This window comes from Streptomyces sp. E-08 (assembly GCF_049913095.1).
GTDB lineage: Bacteria > Actinomycetota > Actinomycetes > Streptomycetales > Streptomycetaceae > Streptomyces.
On sequence record NZ_CP183971.1, the window covers coordinates 1306113 to 1324520 of the forward strand.

General features: G+C 76.5%; 12 protein-coding genes. 7 read left to right on the plus strand and 5 right to left on the minus strand.

What is annotated here, in order from left to right:
* The first annotated feature begins 57 nt into the window (after window positions 1-57).
* Complete coding sequence (locus ACN9MM_RS05930; RefSeq protein WP_426362647.1) at window positions 58-1089, plus strand: N-acetylglucosamine kinase; 1032 nt, start codon at window positions 58-60, stop codon at window positions 1087-1089.
* 165 nt (window positions 1090-1254) lie between these two features.
* The gene (locus tag ACN9MM_RS05935; protein ID WP_426362648.1) at window positions 1255-2178 is read left to right on the plus strand and encodes a sirohydrochlorin chelatase; all 924 of its coding nucleotides are present in this window, start codon (window positions 1255-1257) and stop codon (window positions 2176-2178) included.
* A 134-nt stretch (window positions 2179-2312) separates the two neighbouring features.
* Here ACN9MM_RS05935 and ACN9MM_RS05940 read toward each other — a convergent pair whose 3' ends face one another.
* The 3 genes from ACN9MM_RS05940 to ACN9MM_RS05950 all read right to left on the minus strand — a co-directional run bounded on the left by ACN9MM_RS05940 (window position 2313) and on the right by ACN9MM_RS05950 (window position 7408).
* Complete coding sequence (locus ACN9MM_RS05940; RefSeq protein ID WP_426362649.1) at window positions 2313-3368, minus strand: lactonase family protein; 1056 nt, start codon at window positions 3366-3368, stop codon at window positions 2313-2315.
* Between the two features lie 146 nt (window positions 3369-3514).
* On the minus strand, window positions 3515-5014 hold the full coding sequence (locus ACN9MM_RS05945) for an FUSC family protein (protein ID WP_426368686.1): 1500 nt from the start codon (window positions 5012-5014) through the stop codon (window positions 3515-3517).
* 279 nt (window positions 5015-5293) lie between these two features.
* Window positions 5294-7408 carry a SpoIIE family protein phosphatase gene (locus ACN9MM_RS05950; RefSeq protein ID WP_426362650.1) on the minus strand — a complete coding sequence of 705 codons (2115 nt, stop codon included), beginning with the start codon at window positions 7406-7408 and terminating at the stop codon, window positions 5294-5296.
* 209 nt (window positions 7409-7617) lie between these two features.
* On the opposite strand from ACN9MM_RS05950, the gene ACN9MM_RS05955 reads away from it, so the two are divergent.
* The 3 genes from ACN9MM_RS05955 to ACN9MM_RS05965 all read left to right on the plus strand — a co-directional run bounded on the left by ACN9MM_RS05955 (window position 7618) and on the right by ACN9MM_RS05965 (window position 9503).
* Window positions 7618-8097, plus strand: coding sequence for an Lrp/AsnC family transcriptional regulator (locus tag ACN9MM_RS05955; protein ID WP_426362651.1), 480 nt, complete (start codon window positions 7618-7620; stop codon window positions 8095-8097).
* 105 nt (window positions 8098-8202) lie between these two features.
* Complete coding sequence (locus ACN9MM_RS05960; protein WP_426362652.1) at window positions 8203-8598, plus strand: TOBE domain-containing protein; 396 nt, start codon at window positions 8203-8205, stop codon at window positions 8596-8598.
* Between the two features lie 287 nt (window positions 8599-8885).
* Window positions 8886-9503 carry a DinB family protein gene (locus ACN9MM_RS05965; protein WP_426362653.1) on the plus strand — a complete coding sequence of 206 codons (618 nt, stop codon included), beginning with the start codon at window positions 8886-8888 and terminating at the stop codon, window positions 9501-9503.
* A gap of 6 nt (window positions 9504-9509) precedes the next feature.
* Here ACN9MM_RS05965 and ACN9MM_RS05970 read toward each other — a convergent pair whose 3' ends face one another.
* Complete coding sequence (locus ACN9MM_RS05970) at window positions 9510-11504, minus strand: SpoIIE family protein phosphatase (protein ID WP_426362654.1); 1995 nt, start codon at window positions 11502-11504, stop codon at window positions 9510-9512.
* A gap of 318 nt (window positions 11505-11822) precedes the next feature.
* Between ACN9MM_RS05970 and ACN9MM_RS05975 the strand changes: the two genes are divergently transcribed.
* On the plus strand, window positions 11823-13445 hold the full coding sequence (locus tag ACN9MM_RS05975) for a hypothetical protein (RefSeq protein WP_426362655.1): 1623 nt from the start codon (window positions 11823-11825) through the stop codon (window positions 13443-13445).
* A gap of 53 nt (window positions 13446-13498) precedes the next feature.
* Window positions 13499-15256: a serine/threonine-protein kinase gene (locus ACN9MM_RS05980; protein WP_426368687.1), complete on the plus strand. Its 1758-nt coding sequence runs from the start codon at window positions 13499-13501 to the stop codon at window positions 15254-15256.
* Here ACN9MM_RS05980 and ACN9MM_RS05985 read toward each other — a convergent pair.
* Window positions 15238-18363, minus strand: coding sequence for an AAA family ATPase (locus tag ACN9MM_RS05985; RefSeq protein WP_426362656.1), 3126 nt, complete (start codon window positions 18361-18363; stop codon window positions 15238-15240). The two genes, ACN9MM_RS05980 and ACN9MM_RS05985, sit on opposite strands and share 19 nt — an antisense overlap.
* Between the last annotated feature and the right edge of the window lie 45 nt (window positions 18364-18408).

The following is an 18408-nucleotide window of genomic DNA, read 5'->3' on the forward strand; positions in this document are numbered from 1 at the left end:
CCCGGTCCGGCCCGGACCTCCGCCCGCTCCCGCGCACGTCTTCGAGGATGGTGCACCGTGGTTTCCGTGAACGAGCACTCTGACGGTCTTGTCGTCGGCGTCGACTCCGGTGGGTCGGGGATCCGGATCGCTCTGGCCGAGGCCGGGAGCGGGGTCGTCCTCGCCGACCGGGCCTCGCGCGAGCCCGTGCGCACCGGTTCCGGCGGGATCTCCGCCGGGCATCTCCTGGAGCAGGTCCTGCCCGCCGTCCGGGCCCTCAGGGAGCCCTTCCCCGCGCGCCCGCTCGTCGCCGTGGCCGTGGGCGCCGCCGGGATGGCGACCCTCGGGGACGAGCTGCGGGCCGAACTGCCCGGAGCGTTCGAGGTGGCGTGGGGTGTGCGCCGGCTCGCCCTCGCGGCCGACGCCGTCACCGCGTACGCCGGGGCGCTCGGACAGCGGCCCGGTGTCGTCGTCGCGGGCGGTACGGGTCTGATCGCGCTCGGCACGGATCTGACGTCCTGGCGGCGGGCCGACGGCTGGGGCCATCTGCTCGGCGACTGCGGCAGCGGCGCCTGGATCGGCCGGGCGGGCCTGGAGGCGGCGATGCGCGCGCACGACGGGCGGCGCGGCGGCTCGGAGGCGCTCCTGGCCCGGGCCGAGAAGCTCTTCGGGCCGGCGGCCGGACTGGCGGGTGTCCTCTACCCACGTACGGACCGGCCCGCCGTGCTCGCCTCCTTCGCCCCCGAGGTGGGGCACGCGGCCGCCACCGACCCCGTGGCCGCCGGGATCCTCGCGCGGGCCGGTGCGCACATCGCCGAGGCCGCCGAGGCCGCGTGTCCGGCGGAGCCCGGTGCGTCGGTGGCCCTCACCGGGGGGCTGTTCAGGATGGGCGAGCCGCTGCTCGCCCCCCTCCGGGCCGCTCTCGGGGAGTTGCTGCCGACGGCGCGGAGGGTGGCCCCGGCGGGCGATCCGCTCACCGGGGCGGTCGCCCTCGCCTCCGCGCTCGCCACCGGCTCCCTCCGCCTGCCGGAAGACCCCTCGCTGCTCCGCGTGTTCGGCTCCGGGCCGGCATCGGACGGACCGTCCGCCCAGGTGGGAGACGGTGCGTAGGAGCGGGAGCGGGTCCGGCCGGCGCGGGCGCGAGGGGAAAGTGGAACGGGAGCGCGAGCGGAGCGGAACGGAAGCCCGCACCGAGAGCGGACATAGAGGGGCAGAAGGCGCGTGACCGCACCTCAGCCAACGGCGCGGCGGGCGAAACCAGTAGCATGCGGCGCCATGAGCTCCCCCACTGGGCCTGCTTCCGGCCTGCCTGTACGAATGCCTCGACCCCGCCAGTCCGGGCGGCACCGTCGCCCCGAACCCGCGGCGGCGCCCGAGGGCGCTCCCGCGCTGGTTCTCGCCGTGCCCGGCGCGCCGTCCGCCGCCATACGCTCGCTGGCCGAAGAGGTCGTGAGCATCGCCCGCTCCGAGCTGCCCGGCCTGGAGGCCGCGATCGGCTTCCTGGAGGGCGACGACACCGAGTACCCCTCGCTCACGACCGTCCTCGCGGCGACCGCCACGCTGCGCACCGAGCGGTACGAGCTGGCCCTGGCCGCCGGCCGCGAGGCCACCGCCCCCGCGGGCCCGGCCGCGGTCGTCGTCCCGCTGCTCGCGGGCCCGGACAGCGCCCACATGCGCCAGGTCCGCCAGGCCCTCATGGACGGCGGAAACACCGCCGAGCTGACCGACGTGCTCGGCCCGCACCCGCTGCTCGCCGAGGCGCTGCACGTGCGGCTGTCCGAGGCCGGTCTGGCCCGCGCCGACCGTGCCCGCCTGTTCACGGTCGCGACGGCCGCCGACGGCATCATCCTGGCCACGGTCGGTGGCGAGGAGGCCGTGCAGGCCGCCGGGATCACCGGCATGCTGCTCGCCGCGCGCCTCGCCGTCCCGGTGATGGCCGCCGCGCTCGACCAGGAGGGTTCCATCGCCTCCGTCGCCGAGCAGCTGCGCGTCGCCGGTGCGGAGCAGCTGGCCCTCGCCCCGTACCTGATCGGCCCGGAGCTGGCCGAGGGTCTCCTCGACGAGGCGTCGAAGGAGGCCGGGTGCGCCGCCGCCGAACCGCTGGGCGCCTACCCGGCCATCGGCAAGCTGGTGCTCTCGCAGTACACGGCCGCGCTGGGCATTCCGCCGCAGCAGCCGCAGGGCGCGCCGTCGCTCTGAGGCCACGGGCTTCCTGTCGTACGGAGGGCCCGCACCGGATGCGTCCGGTGCGGGCCCTTCGTCGTGTCCGGTGGGCGCCCGGCGGAGTCGTACGGAGGGCGCCCGGCGGAGTCGTACGGTGGGCGCCCGGCGGCTCAGCCGAGGACGACGCAGGAGGCCGCGGGAGCCTCGATCGCGCCCGCGCGCGTGGGGATTCCGGTCTCCGGGTCGAGGGTGAACCAGGTGACGTCGCCGGAGCGCTCGTTCGCCGCGTACAGGTGCCGGCCCGAGGGGTCGACGGTCAGGTCGCGGGGCCAGGTGCCGCCGCAGGGCACGGTGGCGGTGAGGCGGGCCCGCGCGCCGTCCGCGTCGAGGGCGAGCACGGCGAGGGTGTCGTCGCCGCGCACGGCGGCCCAGAGGAACCGGCCGTCGGGGGCGGCGACCACCTCGGAGGGGTAGCTGGGGCCGGCCGTGCCCTCGGGGACGACGGGGGTCTCGCCGAGCGGTTCGAGCACGCCCGTCGCGGCGTCCCAGCGGCAGACGGTGAGGGTGGGCTCCAGCTCGTTCAGGACGTACGCGTGCGTGCCGGCCGGGTGGAAGGCGAGGTGGCGCGGTCCGGTGCCGGGGCGCAGCGCGGTCTCGCCGTGGAGGGTGAGGGTCCCGGTCGCGGGGTCGAGGGCGCAGATCCGTACGGAGTCGGTGCCGAGGTCCACGCTGAGGATCCAGCCACCGCTGGGGTCGGGGAGCACCTGGTGGGCGTGCGGGCCGCGCTGGCGGTCGGCGACGGGGCCGCTGCCCTCGTGCCGCAGGACCGTCGTGGCGGGGCGGGCGGTGCCGTCCTCGGCCAGGGGCAGCGCGGTGACGCTGCCGGAGGTGTAGTTGGCGGTGAGGAGGTGTCCGGCGGCGAGCGCCAGGTGGGTGGGGCCCGAGCCGCCCACGGGGACACGGGCGCCGAGCGGCCGGGGTGCGGGGCCGGTGACGTCGAAGGCGGCGACGGCGCCCGCCCCGGTCTCGGACACGGCGTGCAGCACGGGGCCGTCGAGGGCGAGGAAGGAGGGGTCGGGGACGGCGTCGCTGCCGCCGGTGACGGTGAGCGCGCCCGTGTCCGGGTCCACGTCGGCGGCGAGGACGCCGAGGCCGCCCGCCGAGGTGAAGGAGCCGATGTACGCCCGTACGGCGCTCCGGCCCTGATCCGTCCCTGTGCCGCCCACGGCGCCTCCCCTGCCCCGGGGCCGGTCGCGCGCGACCGGCCGTCGTCTCGTCGGGCCGACGGTAGCAGTCGGTCTAGACCAAAACGGGGGGAGGCGGGCCGGAACAGGCCGCCCGGGCGCTCGGGGCGATCGGTCGTCCCCGGGGGTCAGGAGCGGACGAGCAGCGAGCCGGGGGGTGTGCGCAGGGGTTCGTCCAGGGCGGCCAGGAGCTTCTCCAGGCCGCTGACGTGCCCGAGCGCGCCCTGACCGGCGGGCGGGGCGGCCTCGATGGCCGGCGCGCCCTGGCCGGCTCCGCGGTCGCCGTCCGGCGAGGTGAGCCGCTCCACGGCGGCCTCGACGCGCCAGCAGGCCGCCGCGAGCCGGGCGTCGTGGCTCGCGGCGGGATCGGCCGCGACCGCCGCCAGTCCGCGCACCTCGTCGGCGCACTCGTCGAGGAGGGCGAGGACCTGGCGGGCGCGGGCCTTCCGGTCGCGGAACGGGCTGAGCGGGTGCACCAGCGGTGCGAGCGAGAGCCGTACGCGGCCGAGCAGCAGCTCCAGCTCGGCCGCGTGCGGCGTCGGGTCGGCGTCCGGTTCGCCGGACAGGCGCCGCAGGGAGGCGGAGGTGGCGGCCCGCACGCCCTGGAGGGCCCGCTGGATCCAGGCGTCGTTGATCGCGTGCGTGGTGACCGGGAGGATCAGGAGCACGGCGAGCGCGGCGGAGACCGCGCCCACGGCCGTCTCCTCCAGGCGCAGCACGAGCAGCGCCGGGTCGAGCACGCCGAGGAGCCCGTACAGCAGGCCTGCCATCACCGTGACGGCCAGCATCATCCAGCTGTACGAGACGGGCGCCGAGTAGAAGATCCCGAAGACGCACAGGGCGACCAGGACGGCGGTGGGCGCCGGGGCGCCGTGGAGGGGGATGGCGACGACCAGGCCGACGGCGATGCCGATCACCGTGCCGAGGACCCGTCGAAAGCCCCGTACGAGCGTCTCGCCCCGCGACACCGTGTTCACGAAGATCCACCACGTGGTGCCGACGGCCCAGTACCAGCGGTCCTCGGAGAGCACCTGGCCGATCGCCAGCGCCACGGCGCAGGCCGCGGCGGCCTGGACGGCCTGCCGGGTGGTCACGCGGGCGAGGCCGGAGCCGGGCAGCGGGGCCGGAACGGCGGCGGGGGGCGTACGGCGCTCCAGCGGCCACAGGACGAAACGCACCGTGGCCGCCGCGGCCAGGGCGATGCCGACGGCGGCGTAGAGCTCGGGGAGCTGGCCGGGCACGGCGTGCAGGAACTGGGTGGTGAAGAAGTTCATGAAGGCGAAGATCCCCAGCGCGTGACCGCGCGGGCCCCAGCGCCGGGCGTAGACGCCGCAGAAGACGACCGCGAGGAACGCGAGGTCCCGGAGCAGGGTCAGGTCGTGCAGCGCGGTGGCGACGGCGAGCACCGGGAACCCTGCGGCGGGCAGGAGCAGGGTCGTCACGGCCTGGGCGCGGACGGTGGTGTCGGCCACGGTGAACAGCGCGAGCAGCGCGGCGAGGCCGCCGGTGATGGAAGCGGTCAGCGAGAGCCCGGCGAGCTCCGCGAGTGCGACGGCGAGCGCGATCCCCAGGACGGCCCGCAGTGAGTTCCTCAATCTGACGCGCCCCGGATCCGGCGCCACGAACATCCTCTTCACGGCGGTCAGCCGCCCCCTTGTCTTGCCTTCCGCCCTGTCGCGCGGCGTCCCGGGGTGGTGGGAGCACGCGGACACGACGAAGGCGCCGCGGTCCGGACCGGCCTCGTCGCCGCCCCGGCGCTGCGGCGCCGAAAGTACCTGGATACGACAAGGAAACCATCCGGGTGCCGCTGGCTCAAATCATCACCGGTCCGGTGGGCCATTGGCCCAGTGGATCGCGCGCACACTCGGCCATGCGGGGACCAACGGACCAGCCGGGCGAGATATCCCTCAGGGACCGTCCCCGCCGAGTTCGGCCCAGACCGTCTTGCCGTCGTCGGTGTACCGCACGCCCCAGTTGTCCGCGAGGGACGCGCAGATCAGGAGGCCGCGACCGCCCTCGTCGACGGCCTTGGCATGGCGGAGGTGCGGTGCGGCCTGTCCGGCGTCGCTCACCTCGCACGTGAGGGACCGGCCGTCGGCGATGAGGCGGAGGGTGATCGGCGCGGCGCCGTAGCGGAGGGCGTTGGTGACGAGTTCGCTGACGACGAGGGTCACCGTGAACGGGTCCGCGGGGTGGTTCCACCGCCCGAGGCGGTCCTCGACGTGCGCCCGCGCGGCGCCCACGGCGGACAGGTCGTGCGGCACCTCCCACGTGGCGAGCTCGTCCGGCGGCAGACGGCGGGTACGGGCGACGAGCAGGACCCGGTCGCGGGCGAGGAGCCGTTCCACGTCGCCGGCCATCGCCTCCGGGTCGCGCTCCGGGTGGGCGAGGGCCGCCAGGAGGTCCTCCGTCCGGGGTCCGTCGCCGGCGGAGGCCAGGCAGAGGGTGCTGCCCTCGGGCGGGAAGAGCGTCGCGCAGGCGAACGGCGGTCCTTCGCCGCCCAGCAGGGGCCCCTCGTCGAGCGGCCGGGTGTCCGCGGACCCGTCGGGGTGGACGACGGCGAGCAGCGAGGCGCCGGCGCGTGCGATGTCGAGCCGCCCGTCGACGGGGTCGTGGACGGCGATCGTGCAGCCTGCGGTGGGGTGGACGCCCCCGGGGCCCGGCGGGGCGGCGGTCCTCGCCACGGCCGTCCCGTCGCCCTCGGCGGCGAACCGGAGGGTGGTCGCGTGGAGGCGGGCGAGGAGTTCGTGCGGATCGAGGTCGAGCGTGGTCAGGCTGTGGACGGCGGTCCGCAGCCGGCTCATGGTGGCGACGGCGCCGGGCCCCGGGGACTCGACCTGGCCCACGACGAGGGCCACGCGCGCGCCCGGCAGGGGGATCACGTCGCACCAGGAGCCGGCTCCGGTGCCGCCGGCGCGGTGGCGGCGGGCGACGTCCACGGCGCTCTGGGTGGCCTCCTCCCGGGGCGGCGGCCAGCTCTGCAGGGCGGTCATGACGATGTGCTCGCGGGTGTACCGGAGCGCGTTCTCCAGGCAGTTCGCCGTACGGGACGCGAGTGCGTCGGCGAGGGCACGGTCGTCGGGGCCGTACGGCTCCGCGTCGGCGCGGCGCCGGAAGGCGACCGCGCCGAAGATCTGTCCGCGTACGGTCAGGGGCACCACGAGGCGCGTCGCCGGGTCGCCACCCCTCGCCGCCGGAGGGAACGGGCGGTCCGGCGTCGGAGGGCGGTCCTCCGCCGGAGGGAACGGGCGGTCCCCCGCCGGAGGGAACGGGCCGTCCGCCGTCGGCGCGCGGTCGCCGAAGATCCCCGGCAGCAGGACCACACCGGCCTCCGGGACCCGCGGCCCGGTCTCCGTCCTGCCAGTGGCGGCGCAGCGCAGCAGCGGGACCGTGTCCCGGGACTGGAGGGAGGGGTCCTGCCCCCGGAGGACGGCGTCCGTGAGGGCCACCACGACCGAGTCGGCGAACTCCGGCACGGTGACGTCGACGAGCTCCTGCGCGGTGCGTTCCACGTCGAGACTGGTGCCGACCCGCTCGTGGGCGTCGTGCAGGAGCCGCAGCCGGGCCTGGGCCCGTTCGCGGTCGGTCACGTCGGTGCTGGTGACGACCACGCCGAGCACACGCCCCGCGCCGTCCTGGAGGCGGTGCGCGGAGGTCGAGTAGACGTGGTTCGTGCGCTCGGTGCCGGGCGAGCGGCCGGTGACGAGCCGGTCGGTCGCGGAGCGGCCCGTCGTGAGCACCCTGCGCAGGGCGGCCTCGTCGACGCGGACGCCGGCGAACGCGGCGTACGCGTCGACCGCGGGCATGCCGAGGATGCGGTCGGCGGGGATGCCGTGGAGTCCGGCCACGACGGCGTTCAGGCGGACGATGCGCAGGTCCGTGTCCAGGACGTGGAGTCCGATGTCCGACTGGGTGAAGACGGCGTCGAGGACGGCATCGCCCCACGCGGTCTCCGCACCCCAGGGCCCGGCGTCCTCGCGCGGGGGCGTCCCCTCCTGCTCCTGATCACGGTACGCGTCCACTCGTCGTCGCTCCCGCCGCCCGTGCGCGGCCGCGCCGCGCCTCAGCCCATTCCGACGAGCCTCTCCCGGATCGCGCCGTCCCGCGAACGGAACAGCGGGCACGACACCCCCGGACCCGCTCCGGGGACGGCGCACCGGGGCGTGGCGCCCGCCGGGGCATGGGTACAGTCGGAAACCGGACGAGCCGGGGCGAAGGAGGCCGACGGAGCATGGCGGTGGACGAACTCGACACGCGGATCCTGCGTCTGCTGATCGAGCAGCCGCGGACGAGCGTGCGCGAGTACGCGCGGATCCTGGGGGTGGCGCGGGGCACCGTGCAGGCGCGGATCGACCGCCTGGAGCGGGACGGGGTGATCACGGCGACGGGTCCGGTCCTCTCCCCCGCCGCCCTCGGGCACCCGGTGCTCGCCTTCGTGCACGTCGAGGTCACCCAGGGGCACCTGGACGAGGTCGGCGACGCGCTCGCGGGCGTGCCGGAGATCGTGGAGGCCTTCTCGATCACCGGCGGCGGCGATCTCCTGACCCGGGTGGTGGCCCGGGACGCCGGGCACCTGGAAGATGTCATCCAGCGGTTGATCCAGCTGCCCGGGGTGGTCCGCACCCGGACGGAGATCGCGCTGCGCGAGCGGGTGGCGCACCGGCTGCTCCCGCTGGTCGAGGCGGTCGGGCGGCGGTCGAGGGCGGTCTGAACGACGGCCCCGCTTCGGCGGCCCACCCGAAGTAGGTTGGCACATGCCATGAAATGGGCGTGAATTCCTTGCACATGAGACCCACTACGCCCTAGCGTGGCCGCCATGCAGTCCTACACCATCGGTCAGGCGGCCCGTCTGCTCGGCGTCAGCCCCGACACGGCACGCCGCTGGGCCGACGCGGGCCGGGTCACGACCCACCGCGACGAGAACGGCCGGCGGCTCATCGAAGGCCACGACCTGGCCGCCTTCTCGATCGAGGTCGGACAGGGCTCCGCCGGGGACGAGGAGGGGTCGTACACCTCGGCCCGCAACGCGTTCCCCGGGATCGTGACCGCCGTCAAGCTCGGCGACGTCGCCGCCCAGGTCGAGATCCAGGCCGGGCCGCACCGGCTCGTGTCGCTGCTCACCCGCGAGGCGGTGGAGGAACTGGGCCTGGAGGTCGGCATGCAGGCCACCGCCCGGGTGAAGTCGACGAGCGTGCACATCGACCGGGCCTGAGACGCCACGGGGGCGAGGGGGGAGCTACCGCCCCGCCGCCACACTGTCGGTGTACGGACGACCGCCCCGCAGCCGTCCTGGCGGCGTACGGACGACCGCCCCGCAGCCGCCACTATCGGCATGCGACGACCGCCCCGCAGCCGTCCCGTCGGCGTGACGGACCGTCAAAGGACAAGCCCAGCAGCCTCGTTCGAGGTCGCTGGACGCACGCGATATTCAGGGGCGCCGGACGACATCCTGTGGCAGGGTACGACCGCCCTGTCCCCCGCGTGATCCGGAGCGTTCCCGTGCCCCTGCCCGAGCGGCTCATCCCCCTCCTCGACCAGTTCGACTTCGCCCGGAAGCGGCTCACCGACCGCATGGCGGGACCGGTCATGGACAGCGGCAACGGCACGGACATCGAGGTCGGCCCGATGACCGACGCGGAGTACCTGTGGGAGCCCGTCCCCGGCTGCTGGTCGGTCCGGCGGCACGCCGACGGCCCGGGGAAGGGTGCGACGCTCCTGGTGGGCGCCGGCGAGTGGGGGCGGGACACGACGCCTCCGCCGCACCCCACGCCCCCGCCGTTCACGACGATCGCCTGGCGGCTCAGCCACCTCTCCGAGATGCTCGCCCTGCGTGCCGACCACACCGACGGCAGCCGCGCCCTGACCCGCGACGACCACGTGGTCGCCGGGGACGTCGCCACCGCCGTCGCGGCCTTCGACGCCGCCGCCACCGCCTGGCGCGGGGCGCTGCTGTCCGTGGACGACGAGGCCCTCGACAGGGTGGGCCACTGCACGTACCCGCACGGCAGCGACGCCGAGAACCCCTTCCTGGAGATCGTCTGGTGGGTCAACCAGGAACTCCTGCACCACGGCGCGGAGATCGCCCTTCTGCGTGACCTCCACCGGACCCTCGGGTAGGGGAGTTCAGCGGGTCGTACGGGCCAGGAGCATCGCGACGTCGTCCTGGGCGGATCCCGCGAGGAGCCGCCCGAGGACCTCGTCGCACAGCGTGCCGAGGGGCCGGTCGGGGGGCCTCAGCGCCTCGGCGAGCTGCCGCATGCCCTGGTCGAGGTCCCGGTCGCGGGCCTCGATGAGGCCGTCCGTGTAGAGGACGAGGAGACCGCCCCGGGGCAGTACGACCTCCTGCGTGCCGAAGTCGTGGGCTCCGGTGCCCAGCGGGGTCCCGGGCTGTCCGTCGAGGAAGGTGATGGTGCCGTCCGGGGTGGCGACGGCCGGCGGCGGATGGCCCGCGCGGGCGATGACCCAGCCGCCGGTGGCCGGGTCGTGCACCGCGTAGACACAGGTCGCCATCTCGTCCTCGCCGAGGTCGGCGACGACGGCGTCCAGGGAGCTGAGCATGCGCGCCGGCGGGATGTCGTGGCGGGCCAGGGTCCTCACGGCGGTGCGCAGTTGGCCCATGACGGCGGCCGCGTGGATGCCGTGTCCCATGACGTCGCCGATGACGAGGCCCGTCCTGCCGCCGGGCAGCGCGATGGCGTCGAACCAGTCGCCGCCGACGTCGTGGGAGCTCGCGGGGAGGTAGCGGCCGGTGAGTTCGAGGCCGGTGACGTCGGGGAGTTCGTTGTTGGTGAGGCTGCGCTGGAGGGTGAGGGCGGCCTCCCGCTGGGTGGTGTAGAGCCTGGCGTTGTCGATGTTGAGGGCGGCGCGCGCGACGACCTCGTCGATGAGGACGCAGTCCTGCGCGTCGAAGGGCTCACGGGTCCGCAGCCGGGTCACCGTGATCGCCCCGAGCACCTGCCCCCGGGCCACGAGGGGGACGAGCCGGGCCGAGCCGATGCGGGTGGCGAAGTAGGCGCGGAGCGCCTCGGTGCGCGGATCGGTGAAGAGCGCCGGGATGTCGGACGTGTAGAGGTTCGTGGGCCGTCCGCGGCCGACCACCTGCTCGTAGACGGAGTCCAGGGGGATCTGGAAGGTCTGCCCCGGGACGAGGAGGGCCGTGGGGGCGGTCGGGTCGGGGAAGCGGGCCGCGAGGCGGCGCAGCACTCCGCGGGTGGAGTCGGCCGGATCGTCGGGTACTAGTACGGACTCCAGGATCTGTACGTCGGCCGAGTCGGCGAGCTGGGGCACGAGGAAACGGACGGCCTCCTCGGCCGTCTGCCGCAGGTCCAGGGTGGTGCCGATCCGGGCCCCGGCCTCGGCGAGCAGCGCGAACCGGTGGCGGGCCCGCTCGACCTCGATGTGCGCCTCCTGGCTCTCGGTGATGTCGACCAGGGAGGCGATGAGCCCGAGCGGCCGCGTGCCGGCGCGGTCGACGAGCGGGGCGTACGAGCAGGACCAGATGTGGTCGCGCTCGGGGTCGGCGGGGGTGCGGCCGACCCGGCGGGCGTCCACCACGGCCGTACCGCTGTCCAGGACCTGGCGCATGAGCGCTTCGAGCGAGTCGGCGTTGACGCCCGGCACGACCTCGGTGAGCAGGTGGCCCACGTGCCGCGCGGCCGACACGCCGTTCATCCGGGCCAGGGCGTCGTTGACGCGAAGGAACCGCAGATCGGGGCCGAGCAGCGCCAGCCCGATGGGCGACTGGGTGAAGAGGCTCTCCATGGCCGCCAGGTTCTCCCGCATCCGCAGGACCTCGGAGGTCTCCACGGCGATGAGCATCGCCCCCGGGCGCCCCTCCGGGTCGGCGGCCGGGACGATCCACATCTCCATGGGGACCATGTGCCCGTCGCGGTGGCGGACGGGCAGGGTGCCGACCATGGTCTCGCCCGCCTGGACGCGGTCGGTGAGCCGGCCGGCGAGCTCGCGGTTCGCGTCGGGGACCAGCAGCGGGGCGGCGAGCCTCCCGAGGACGTGCTCGGGCCGGTGGCCGAGGAGATCCTGCGCGGCGAGCGACCACTCGACGATGCGGCCCTCGGCGTCCTCCCGCCAGAGGGCGATCGGCAGCAGCTCGCGGAGCACGCCCGCATCCCCGACGGCCGCCCGGGGCGGCTGCGGAACCCTGCTCGACGACTGATGAGTCTCCAACGCCTCGACCTACGCATCGGCCTGGCCCCAGGGGGCGCAATCCCTACCGAATCACCCTATCCGAGGAGCTGACGGCGGGCGCTGCGCAGTGCGGCCGATCGGTACGGCCCCCGGGGGCCCCGACCGTGCCGAGGGGGCGCCCGCGAGGGTTCCGTAGTTCTACGGATGTGCGGGCGGGGCAGGGGTGCGAGAGTCGGTCGGACCTCTGTGCACGGACCTCGCGTCCCTCCCCCCTCCCCGGAGCAGCCCCGCATGAGCAGCCGCTCGCCCGACGACCTCCTCCCCGGCGTGGCCCTGTATGGCCCCGGGGCCCGCGCCGACGAGGGGCCGGCCGACCCGCACGAGCTGCTCCACCGGGCCCGGCGGCTCACCGCCGACGGACACCCCTCGGCCGGCGGCGCCTGGGAACGGGCGTCGACCGCCCTGCGGCGCGCGGGCGGCTCCCTCACCCCCGGTGACCACGCCGACGCCCTGGACGCGACCGCGCTCGACTGCCGGGGCCGGGCCCGGCAGGCCGCCGGCCCGCTCTTCTCCCGCGCCGCCGGCCTGCACGAACGGGCCGGGCGGCGCGGCAAGGCGCTCGTCTCCCGGGCGCGGGCGCTGCTCAGCGACCCGGAGCCGGGCGCGACGGTCTGCGCCGGGCTCGCGGCCCTCGGCGAGCGGGCGACGGTCCTGCACAGCACCGGGCAGGCCAGCGCCGCCGAGACCGCCACGGTGCTCCTGCTGCGCTGCCGGGCCCGCGCGGACCTCCTCGACACCGGCCCCGACCCGGCGACGGAGGCCGCCGACCTGCGCGGGGACCTCGGGCGGTTGATCGCCTTCGCCACGCCTCACCGGGCGGACCCCGCCGTCCTCGGCGCGCTCGCCGAGGCCCGTACGCTGCTCGGCCGCGTCACCGTGCCCGACGACCCGGCCGCCGCCCTCGTCCAGCTGCGGGCGGCGGTGGCGGACCACGGGGCCGGCGGCCGGCCGTGGCAGGCCGCCGAGAGCGAGCTCCTCCTCGCCGGGGTGCTCCGCGCCACCGGCGCCCACGACGAGGCGGCCGCGGTCCTCCAGGCCGCCACGCCGCTGCGCGGTGCCGACCGGGCGCGGCACGGCCTCGCCCTCGCGCGGACGCTGGCCCTGTCCGACAGCGGGCCCGACGGGGATGCGGAGGTCGCGCTCCTCGCGGAGGCCGTACGGCATGCCGACGCGGTCACGGGGGACAGCAGGCTGAGCACCCTCGCACGCCTCGCGCTCGGCATCGCACGGGCGGAGCGGGGTCGTTGGCGTGAGGCCTCCGCCGTGCTGGAGGAGGCCCTGTCCGGGCTCGCCGAGGACGACGGCGACGACGAGACGGCACGCGTACGGGCCAGGGCCTGGCTCGCGTACTGCGCGCTGTGCCTCGGCGAACCCTGCCGGGCCGCGGGGGACTTCGCCTGCGCCGCGGCGGAGGTCCGGCGGTGGGACGACCGGCGCCACGGCGCGGCCCTGAGCCACCTCACCGCGTACGCCCTCTGCGCGGCGGGGTCGCCGGAGAAGGCGGCCCGCGCCTACGAACGGGCGGCGGACCTGTGGCGGTCGGCCGGCCACCACGCCGCCGCCGCGCACTCCCTGCACGCCCGGGCCCGGCGCGTACGGGAGGTGTGGGGCGCGGACGCCGCCGACGTGGTCGAGGAGGAGGCCCTGCGGGAGGCCGCACGCGCGCTGCCGGGCGGGGACGACGGAGAACCGGACGGCGCGCGGGCCTCGTTGCGCAGGCTCCCCGAGCCGTACGGGCCGTCCGGGCGCTATCAGGTGGACGCGTACGGCGAGGTGGGCGGGGCCGGGACCGGTCCGGGCGGCCGGCGTCGCCTCGAGGAGCGGAGTGTGACCGAAGTGCAGGGGTGCGAGTGAGCAGAGTGATCGACGGCCGTTTCGAACTCGTGGAGCGGCTGGGGGGCGGCGGGATGGGGACGGTGTGGCGCGCCCGCGACCTGGCCCTCCACCGTGACGTGGCCGTCAAGGAGGTGCGTCCGCCGGACCCCGCGATGGCCGAGCACGACGTCGAGGGCGCCCGCACCCTGCGGGCGCGGGTGCTGCGCGAGGCACGTGCCCTCGCCAGGATCGACCACCCCAATGTGGTGACGATCCATCACATCGTGGACGCGGGCGAGGGGACGTATCCGTGGCTGGTGATGGAGCTGGTCACCGGCGGCTCCCTCCAGGACCGGCTGGAACGGGGCACGCTGACTCCGGCCGAGGCCGCCGTGCTCGGCCGGGAGCTGCTGTCCGCGCTGCGCGCCGCCCACGAGCGGGACATCGAGCACCGTGACGTGAAGCCCGCCAACGTCCTTCTGCGGCCGGACGGCCGGCCGGTGCTCACCGACTTCGGCATCGCGGCGATCCGCGAGTCCACCGTCCTGACGGCCTCGGGTTCGATCATCGGCTCGCCCGATTACATGGCGCCCGAACGGATCCGGGGCGGCGCGAGCGGCCCCGCCGCCGACCTCTGGTCGCTGGCCATGCTGCTGTACGTGGCGGTGGAGGGCCACCATCCGCTGCGCCGTGCGAACACCCTGGCCACCCTCGCCGCCGTCCTCTCCGACGACGTGCCCCCTCCGCGGCGGGCCGGCGCGCTGACCGGCGTACTGACCCGGCTCCTCGTACGGGATCCGGCGGCCCGGCCCGACGCGGACGCGCTCGACCGCGCGCTGTCGGACGTGGTGCGGGAGACTCCGGCCGCCGAGGAGGCGCCGCCGGCCGAGGAGACGCCGTCCGCCCGGGAGGCCCCGCACGCCGAGGAGAAGAGCGTCTCCGGGGAGGGGGGCGTCTCTGGGGAGGGGACGGGCTTCGGGGTGGGGACGGCCTCCGGAGGGGGCGGGACGACCTCGTTCCGCCTGGCGCCGCCGGCCCCGTCCGATGCCGTCCCGGCCCCGCCGTCCGGGTCCTCCGGGTCCTCCGGGTCGTTTGGGTCGTCCGGGTCGTCCGGGGCCTCCGGGTCGTCCGGTTCCGGCGGCCCGCCCGCCACCGCTCCGGTGGGGGACGGTCCCGTGCCCGCCGGCGGACGCCGGCGGCGCGGGCGCGTCGCCCGGTTCCTGGGGTCGGCCGCGGTGGTCGTGCTCGCCGTCGGCGTCCCCGTTGCCGCGATGAGCTGGGAATGGCGGCCGGCCGACCCGGGGAGCGGGCCCAGCAGCGCCCCGCCCTCGCAGCAGGGTCCCTCCGCACGGCGGCCGGCGTCGTCGGCGCCCGCGAAGGGGACGGCCTCGGAGAAGCCCGACCTGCTGACGATCGCCGGGGTCCGGACCGCCGTGGCGGCCGTCAAGGCGGCCTCGGGCGGGACGAAGGTCACCGGTTTCGTCGTGTACCCGGACTACGCGGTGGCCGAGTCGCTGGTCAAGGGCAGTACGCAGCGGTACGACCGGTACGTGTACCGGGGCGGTGACGTGGCCGTCCGGGAGGGCCCGGGCGGCACCGCCTTCCCCGGCGCCGTCCCGGCCGACCTGGACGCGTTCTCGTGGGACGCGCTGCCGGCGCTCATGAAGCGCGCCGACAAGGAGCTGGGCATCGACGAGCCGACGAGCCGCTACCTCGTCCTCACCCCGGCGTCGACGCTCGTCGGGAACGAGGCGGGGCTGACCGTCTACCTGTCCGACACGTACGGCGTGGCCTATCTGAAGGCCGACGCCAAGGGCCGGGTGACCGCCACCTACCCCCGCAAGGACTGACCGCCCGCCGCCCCGTCCCTGACGACCAGCGAGGCCAGGCCCGCCCGGGTCTCCACCCCCGTCTTGCGGTAGACCCGGGCGACATGGCTCTCGACCGTGCGGGGACTCAGACAGAGCCGGTCGGCCATCGCCTGATTGGTGAGGCCCTCGGCCACCAGGGCCGATATCTCCCGCTCGCGCGGGGTGAGGACGGCGAGCCGCCCGCCCGCACCGCCCCCGCCGTCACCGCGGGGCGGTGCGGGCCGGGTGCGGTCGGCCAGGTCCACCAGCATGCGGGCGCCCGCGTCCGCGGCCAGCCGGCGGCCCCTGCGCCACGCGGCGGCGGCCTGCGGACCGTCGCCCGAGGCCTGGAGCTGCGGGGCGGCGAGGAGCAGGCTGTGCGCCTCGCGCAGGACCGCGCCCGAACGCGCGCTGTCCCGTGCCGCCTCCGTGAACTCCCGTGCCGCGGTGCGCGGTTCGCCCCGCCGGGCGAGGACCCGGCCCCGGGCGCGGCGGGCCGCGCCGCGCTGCAGCGGCAGCCCGAGCGCCTCCGCCTCCGCCAGGGCCAGACGGGCGGTCCGCTCGGCCTCCGGGAGGTCCCCCGCGGCGAGGGCCGCGCCGGAGAGGACTTCGAGGTAGCCGGGACGCAGGGAGGGCTGGAGCCGGGAGAGGTTCCGGTCGCCCCCCGCGCGCACGAGCACCTCCCGGACCCGGTGCGGGTCCTGGTCGAGCGGGAGGGTGTGGGCGAGCATGCAGCGGGCCTGGGTGGCCCACCAGCCCTCGGCGGTCCCGACGGTCGCGGCGGCCTCCGCCGCGGCGGCGGGCGCCTCGGGGTCGCCGAGGGGCCGGGCGTGCAGGAGTACGGTGGCGCGCATCGCCCCGCAGAAGCCGATGAGTTCGGCGCCGCCCAGGGTGCGGGCCACCGCGAGGGACTCCTCGGCCTGGTCGAGCGCGGTGCCGACCCTGCCGGTCAGGAGGTGGGCGTACGCCGAGCAGAGCAGGAGCTGCGAGAGGGCGAAGGGACGTCCGGCGCGGCGGGCCATGGCGATGCCCCGGGTGGTGTGCCGCTCGGCCGCGCCGTACCGCTCCAGGAAGACCTCGCTCCAGCCGAGGCGCACCAACGACTCGGCGTGCTCGGCCAGTCGGCCGTCGGTGAGGGCGTCCGTGAGGGCGGCGGCCTCGGTGACGTGGACGCCGGCGGCTGCGGTCTCGCCCTCGTAGGCCTCGCCGAGGGCGGCCAGGGTGAGGACCTCGGCCGTACCCGTGTCGTCGCGGCGCCGGCGGGCCGCGTCGAGGTTCTCTGCGACGGTGGGGCGGACCTGGGGGTAGCGGGCGGCGAACAGGGCGCGGCAGCCCCACTCGACGACGAGCCGGGTCCGCAGGTCCGGCCGGGGGCCGGGGCTCCGCTCCAGCTCGCGGCGGAGCAGGGCGTCGGCCTCGGGGTAGCGGCCGAGGTGGCGCTCCGTGAACGCGCAGAGCAGCACGGCGGAGGTCCGCGGTTCCGCGTCGCCGGGTCCGTCCGTCTCGCCGTGGCCGCCGTCGATGAGGTGGTGGAGGAGGTCACGGCTCTCCGCGACGCGGCCCGCCGAGCCGAGGGCGCGGGCCCGCCGGAGCGTCAGCTCGCTCCGGGCGGAGCGGTGTTCGGGAGCGGCGGGCAGCAGGTCGAGCACGGCGCCCAGCCACTCGGCGGCGCGGGCGGGGTCGGCCGCACCGATCCGCTCGGCGGCCTCGGTCAGCTCGGCCGCGGTGGCCGGGTCCCAGACGGCGGCCGCCCGGACGAGGTGCGGGGCGCGCTCGGTCACGGGCGCACCGGCCGCGGCGAGCGCGGCGGCGGCCCGCCGGTGCAGCTCCCGCCGGCGCCAGGGGTCGAGCGCGCCGAGGACCAGCTCGGGCAGCGCGGGATGCCGCAACGCGAGCCCGTGCCCGTCCGGCCCCCACCGGACGAGATCCCGCCGCACGAGCTCCCGCAGCGCGACCCCGAGGGCCTCCGGAGCGAGGGGCCGGGGCGCTGGGCGGCCGGTCCGTGGGACGGCACCCGCACGAAGGCCGCCGGGCGCCGAGACCTGAGCCGCCTCGGACGTGGGGTACACCACCGTCCCGGGCTCGGGAGACACCCCTGCGCCCCGTACGGCCCTCCCCGGTACCGGGGCCGATGCCCCCTCGGGAGCGGTGTCCACCGTCACCCCCGGCTCCGGGTGCGGGGCCGCCCCCGCTGCCTCCCCCGCTGTCGGGTGCGGGGTCCGGTCGGGGCCGGTGAGTGTCGTGAGCAGTTCGGGCGTCGCGCTGTCGCCGAGGACCGCCAGCGCCTCCACGGTCGATCGCTGCGCCCGGTCGAGCGGGGCGAGTTCGGCGAGGAGGGTGGCGGCAGGTCCCGGGGGTGGGGCCTCGGCCCCGTGTGCGCGGGTGTGGGCGAGCGCGCGGTAGTAGAGCGGGTATCCGCGGCTCGCCGCGTGGATCTCCCGCGCCAGCGCGGGCGGCAGCCCGGCGCCGAGGCCGACGGCGCACTCCTCGGGCGTCAGGGGGGCGAGCGACAGTCGCGCGAGGGACCCCGTGTCGTCGGCGCGGGCGAGGGCGGAGGCCAGGGCGGGCGGGGTCTGGCGCTCGCGCCGGGCCAGGACGAGGAGGACGGGCGACCTCGGCGGATGGCGGAGGAGGTGGTCGACGAGCGCGACGGAGGCGGGGTCCGCGGTGTGGAGGTCGTCGAGCACGAGAACGAGTCCGGGTGCGGCGACCCGGGCCAGGGCGGCGGCGATCCGCCGCACGTCTTCGGCGCTCTCGACGAGCGATGCGAGTGCGGCCAGGTCGGGGGCGGCGGCGCGGTCGCGGTGGTCCAGGTCGGCGAAGGCGTCCACGAAGGGCTGGAACACGAGGGGCTGGAAGGGGGTGGCGGGCTCGTGGACGGTTCCGGCCCGGCCGTGCAGGACCGTCGGTCCGTGCCGTCCGGCCCGGAGCGCGAACTCGGTGAGCAGCCGGGTCTTGCCGATGCCCGGCTCGCCCGTGACGTCCACGGCCGCCGGGCCCGCGCCGCCGGTCCGGGCGCGCAGCAGGGCGTCGAGCCGGTCGAGTTCCCGCTCGCGTCCGACGAGGGGCGCGCGGTCGACACGCCCCTGGTCCGCGAAAGTGTCCACGTACAAGTCCCCTGTTCCTGCTGTCCTGCCTGGTCCCCAGTTCTC

What these genes read in the sequence shown, in the direction of transcription:
- ACN9MM_RS05935 (WP_426362648.1), top strand. Translation starts at nt 1,255, where the DNA reads ATGAGCTCCCCCACTGGGCCTGCTTCCGGCCTGCCTGTACGAATGCCT.
- ACN9MM_RS05945 (WP_426368686.1), bottom strand. Translation starts at nt 5,014, where the DNA reads ATGTTCGTGGCGCCGGATCCGGGGCGCGTCAGATTGAGGAACTCACTG.
- ACN9MM_RS05955 (WP_426362651.1), top strand. Translation starts at nt 7,618, where the DNA reads ATGGCGGTGGACGAACTCGACACGCGGATCCTGCGTCTGCTGATCGAG.
- ACN9MM_RS05960 (WP_426362652.1), top strand. Translation starts at nt 8,203, where the DNA reads ATGCAGTCCTACACCATCGGTCAGGCGGCCCGTCTGCTCGGCGTCAGC.
- ACN9MM_RS05975 (WP_426362655.1), top strand. Translation starts at nt 11,823, where the DNA reads ATGAGCAGCCGCTCGCCCGACGACCTCCTCCCCGGCGTGGCCCTGTAT.
- ACN9MM_RS05980 (WP_426368687.1), top strand. Translation starts at nt 13,499, where the DNA reads ATGGGGACGGTGTGGCGCGCCCGCGACCTGGCCCTCCACCGTGACGTG.